Annotated in this window: 6 protein-coding genes and 1 pseudogene; 3 read left to right on the forward strand and 4 right to left on the reverse strand. The window is 67.0% G+C overall.

Annotated elements, in window-relative coordinates; all coding sequences use genetic code 11:
* Both KZA10_RS08165 and KZA10_RS08170 read left to right on the forward strand, forming a co-directional pair.
* A pseudogene (locus KZA10_RS08165) lies at positions 1-324 on the forward strand (DNA-3-methyladenine glycosylase 2 family protein); the annotation flags it as partial.
* 22 nt (positions 325-346) lie between these two features.
* Positions 347-544, forward strand: a complete 198-nt coding sequence (locus KZA10_RS08170) for a hypothetical protein (RefSeq protein ID WP_017828101.1) — start codon at positions 347-349, stop codon at positions 542-544.
* Positions 545-553: 9 nt separating this feature from the next.
* Here KZA10_RS08170 and KZA10_RS08175 read toward each other — a convergent pair whose 3' ends face one another.
* Genes KZA10_RS08175 through KZA10_RS08190 form a run of 4 tightly spaced genes read right to left on the reverse strand, consistent with a single transcriptional unit; the run spans position 554 to position 4,372 of the window.
* Entirely contained in the window at positions 554-1,309 is a 756-nt protein-coding gene (locus KZA10_RS08175) for an ABC transporter ATP-binding protein (RefSeq protein ID WP_218682616.1), read from the reverse strand.
* A complete protein-coding gene (locus KZA10_RS08180) occupies positions 1,306-2,334 on the reverse strand; it encodes an iron chelate uptake ABC transporter family permease subunit (RefSeq protein WP_151486962.1) in 1,029 nt (342 codons plus the stop codon). The genes KZA10_RS08175 and KZA10_RS08180 overlap by 4 nt, the downstream gene beginning before the upstream one ends.
* Before the next feature lie 7 nt (positions 2,335-2,341).
* Positions 2,342-3,328, reverse strand: coding sequence for an ABC transporter permease (locus KZA10_RS08185; protein WP_055869965.1), 987 nt, complete (start codon positions 3,326-3,328; stop codon positions 2,342-2,344).
* Positions 3,329-3,376: 48 nt separating this feature from the next.
* Positions 3,377-4,372: a siderophore ABC transporter substrate-binding protein gene (locus KZA10_RS08190; protein ID WP_055869962.1), complete on the reverse strand. Its 996-nt coding sequence runs from the start codon at positions 4,370-4,372 to the stop codon at positions 3,377-3,379.
* A 99-nt stretch (positions 4,373-4,471) separates the two neighbouring features.
* On the opposite strand from KZA10_RS08190, the gene KZA10_RS08195 reads away from it, so the two are divergent.
* On the forward strand, positions 4,472-4,770 hold a 299-nt coding region (locus KZA10_RS08195), incomplete at its 3' end, for a siderophore-interacting protein (protein ID WP_218682617.1).

A 4,770-nucleotide genomic window follows, 5' to 3' on the forward strand; every position in this document is an offset into this window, starting at 1 on the left:
GCCCGCGCTGTGGGAGCCGCCGTCACAGGAGCCGACCGCGACCGCGTGCTCACGAGCCTTCCCGGCGTGGGGGTGTGGACCTCGGCGGAGACCCGCATCCGCGCACTCGGAGATCCGGATGCGGTCAGTATCGGCGACTATCACCTCGCTCACCAGGTCGGTTACGCGCTGACGGGAAAGCGCACCGACGACGACGGCATGGTCGAGCTCCTCGCCCCCTGGGCCGGACAGCGGCAACGGGTCGTGCGCCTCATCCACGCCAGCGGTGTGCAGGAGCCACGAAGGGGTCCCCGCCTCGCACCCGAAGATCATCGTGGGCACTGAGGACGCCACCTAAGCTGAGGCCATGTCACGTTCTCTGCTGCGCATCCTCGTCACCGTCGGCCTGCTGATCGTCGGCGTCGTGATCGGGCTGATCTTCCAGAACGTCTGGCTCGGTGTGCTGCTCGCGGCGATCGTGTGGCTCGGTTGGTTCCTCGGCTACGAGTCGCGCCGGGGCAACAACGCCGGCGTCAACGACGAAGACCACGGCATCGAGCTCTGAGGGGCCCGCTCAGTAGTAGACGGCAAGCGGCCCGGACGGACCGTCGACGACGCGCACAGGAGTGTCGAACACGCGGGTGAGCACCTCATCCGTCATGATCGCGGCGGGGGACCCGAACTCCACCACAGCACCGTCCTTCATGGCGCAGATGTGGTCGGCGTAGTGCCCGGCGAAGTTGATGTCGTGCAGGACGATGACGATCGTGCGCCCCAGCTCCTCCGCCGCCCGCCGAAGATGCTTCATCATCTGCACGGCGTGCCGCATGTCGAGGTTGTTCAGCGGCTCGTCCAGAAGGACGAACTCGGTGTCCTGCGCCAGGACCATCGCGACGTACGCGCGCTGGCGCTGCCCGCCGGAGAGCTCATCCAGATAGCGGCCCTCCAAGGCGCCGAGGTCGAGGAAGTCGATGGCCCGACTGATGATCTCCTCGTCGCCGCGATTCAGCCGCCCCTTCGAGTGCGGGAAGCGCCCGAAGCCGACGAGCTGGCGCACGGTGAGCCGGGTCACGAAGTGGTTCTCCTGACGCAGGATCGACACGACCTTCGCCAGGTCCTTCGACTTGGTGGAGGCCACGTCGAGTCCCGCGATCTCGATCGCACCGGCGTCCATTCCACTGAGACGACCGATCATCGTGAGCAGGGTCGACTTGCCCGCCCCGTTCGGACCGATGAGGGCGGTGATGCCGCCGGCGGGTATCTCGAAGTCGACGGGGCCGATCGCGACCTCGCTGCTGTAGTCCCGGCGAACGCCGTCGAGAGCGATCACAGTCTGCCCTTTCTGAGGATGACGATGAGGAATACGGTGCCGCCGACGAGCTCGATGAGGATCGACACCATCCCCTGCGCGTAGAAGACGTTCTTCATCACGAAGTACGCCCCGGCCAGGATCGTGAAGGCCGTGAGCACCGCGACGGGGAAGATCAGCCGGTGGTCATGCGTGTCGGCGAACTGGTAGGCGAGCGTGGCCACCAGGAAGCCGAGGAACGTCATCGGTCCCACCAGAGCCGTCGATGTCGCCATCAGCACGGCGACGAGGAACAGCACGATGAACAGCTCACGGCGATGATCGACGCCCAGGGAGCGCGCGGCATCGGGCCCGAGCGCCATCAGGTTGAGCCGACGCGAGCGGAGCCACAGCAGCGCAGACGCCGCCACGACCAGTGGGATCGCCAACGGCAGGTACGAGGAGTCGGCGTTGGAGACATTGCCGAACAGGCGCGCGGCCAGCACGTCGAACTCGCTGGGTGTGAGCAGGCGCTGCATGAAGGTGGAGATCGCCCCGAGGCCTCCCCCGATCACGATGCCCACCAGGAGCATGATCTGCAGATTGCCGTAGCGGCCGGACAGCAGCCAACCGTAGAGGGCGACCGCGAGAGCGACCATGATCGCGACCTGGATCGCGAACTGCCCGATGCCCTGGATCGCCACGATCCCTGCCACGCCGAACAGGTACACGGTCGAGGTCTGCACCACGCGGTACAGCGATTCGAAACCCATGATCGACGGGGTGATGATGCGGTTGTTGGTGACGGTCTGGAAGCTCACCGTGGCGATGGCCTGCGCGACCGCGACGAGCGCCATGACCGTGACGTCGGTCGCCCGGTGCTGGGCGATCCGCCAGAACCCGGTGGAGCCGACCGGCATCGGATTCGCCCACGCCAGCAGGCCGAAGCCCGAGACGACGGCGAGGACGAGAAGGGTCCCGAGCACAACGAAGTAGCGACGGCGCGCACGCGGGGTCGTGAACGAGCCCGCCGACCGCAGCGGGCCGGTGGTCGCCACCTCGCTCATCACGCCGCTAGCCACGTCGACGCTGCCTCAGCAGGAGGAGCACGAACACCACGGCACCGACCACCCCGAGGATCAGCGACACCGGCACCTCGAACGGCATGATGATGGTGCGTCCGATGATGTCGCACACCGTGACGATCGCGATGCCGAGCAGGCACACCCACGGCAGGTTGCTGCGCAGGTCGTCGCCGCGCACCATCGAGACGATGTTCGGCACGATGAGCCCGAGGAAGGGAAGATTGCCGACGACCACGGTGACCACACCGGTGGTGACCGCGATCAGCACCGTTCCGAGCAGGATGATCCTGTTGTAGTTCACGCCGACGTTGGTGGCGACCTCTTCGCCGAGGCCGGCGATGGTGAGTCGATCGGCGACGATGAACACGATCACGCCGACGATCGCCACGATCCAGAGCATCTCGTACTGGCCGCGCATCACCGAGGTGAAGCTGCCCGCGAACCAGACGCCGATGATCTGCAGCGAGTTCGTCGCCAGCGCGAGGTACGTCGACAGCGCGCCGACGACCGCACCGAGCATGATCCCGACGATCGGCACGATGAGGGAGGACTTGAGGGCGACCCGCCGCAGGAACGCGAAGAACACCATCGTGCCGACGAAGGCCGCGAGCACCGCACCGGCCATCCGCAGCGAGAGCGACGGCTGCGGCACGAGGATCATGACCAACAGGAGTCCGAGCCCCGCCCACTCGGTCGTTCCGGTCGTCGTCGGCTCGACGAAGCGGTTCTGGGTAAGCAGCTGCATCACCAGACCCGCCATGGCCATCGAGGCTCCGGCCAGGACGAGGGCGATCGTGCGGGGGACGCGCGTGATCTGGAACATCTGCGCGCCGTCTTCCGCGCCGGTGACGTCGTACACCCCGGTGAAGAGCGAGATCACGAGGAGCACGGCGACGACGAGCACGCCGATGAGCAGTTTCACGTCGAAGAGCCGCCCGGCGTTGCGGGGCGGCGAAGCGATGTCGGTGGAGACCATGATGACGATGCGGCGGCATCCGGGTCACCCGGATGCCGCCGCAGTACCTCAGTTCTTCGCGCTCTTCTCGAGGGCGTCTGCGAGGTCGTTGAGGAATGCCGTGTACGTCTGGATGCCCTCGTTCAGGTAGGTGTCGGTGGGCATGTAGACGAGCTGCTTCTCCTTGACGGCGGTGACGCCGGCAAGCGCCTCCGAGCTCTCGAGGATCTCGGCCGCCTGCACGTAGTCGGGGGTCTCGGCGGCGAACACGGCGTCGCGGTCGAGCACGAGGATCCAATCGGGGTTCGAGGTGGCGATCGCTTCGACCGAGATCTCGTCGCCCTGGTGGTCGTCGGTCGCGTCGTCGACCTCGAGTGCGGGGGTCAGCCCGAGGATGTCGTAAATCGGTCCGAGCGAGCGTCCGACGGTCGGGGCGAGGTAGCCGATCTCGCCGCCGGAGGTGTTCACGGCCATGACGGTGTCGGCGTCGTCGTAGGCGGCCTTGGCGCGCTCGACGGCAGCATCGAAGTCGTCGACGAGCTTGTCGGCCTCGTCCTGCTTGCCGAAGATCTCACCGAGCACGGTGACCTGACGCTTGAGCTCCTCGTCGAAGGGCTCACCCTCGCGCGGCTCGAGGTCGATGATCGTGGCGTCGGGCACGAGGTCCGCGATCGCCGTGTTGTGCTGCGTGAACCGCTGGCCGCTGATGATCAGGTCGGGCTCGACGGCGACGACCGCTTCGAGGTCGGGCTCGCTGTGGAGCCCGATGTCGACGATCGCGTCGTCCTTCACGTACGACACGGTCTCCGGCATGAGCGCGACGGCGGCGGCGGAGAGTTCGACGCCCCAGTCGGAGAGCGTCTGGAATGTGCGGTTGTCGAGGGCCACGACAGACGCGGGAGGCGTCGGGATCTCGTGCGTGCCGGTGTTGTCCTCGATCGTGACGGATGCTGCCGCGGGTTCGGTCTTCTCCGGTTCCGCCGAGCCGCCGGAAGCGCACCCGGCGAGGGCGAGGAGGCCGACGAGAGCGACGCTCGTGGCGGTGAGGGTTCTGGGCACGGACATGGAGAGACTCCTGTTCTGCGGGATCGGTGCGCACACGATGGGCGCCGGGGTGACGAGCAGGGATCACCGTCGCCCGTCACTTTAGGTTAGCCTTACTTTATGAGCGATACGAAATCCGGTTTCTCGATCGAGCGTCGCGGCCTGGAGCTGCGCTTCCGCAACGTCACGCTGAGTGCCCGCGAATGGCTGGCACCGGACTTCGTGCGCGTGCGGCTGACCGGTTCAGACCTCGCGGGCTTCGACTCCCCCGGCTCCGACGACCACATGCGCCTGTTCTTCCCCGCAGGCCCGACCGGGTCCGTCGAAGAGCTGCGAGCATCCCCGAGCCGCGAGTACACCCCGCTCGCGTGGGGCGAAGACTGGCTCGACGTCGAGTTCGCCGTGCACGGCGACCAGGG

Origin of the sequence: Microbacterium sp. BF1 (assembly GCF_019279095.1) — a bacterium.
GTDB lineage: Bacteria > Actinomycetota > Actinomycetes > Actinomycetales > Microbacteriaceae > Microbacterium > Microbacterium maritypicum.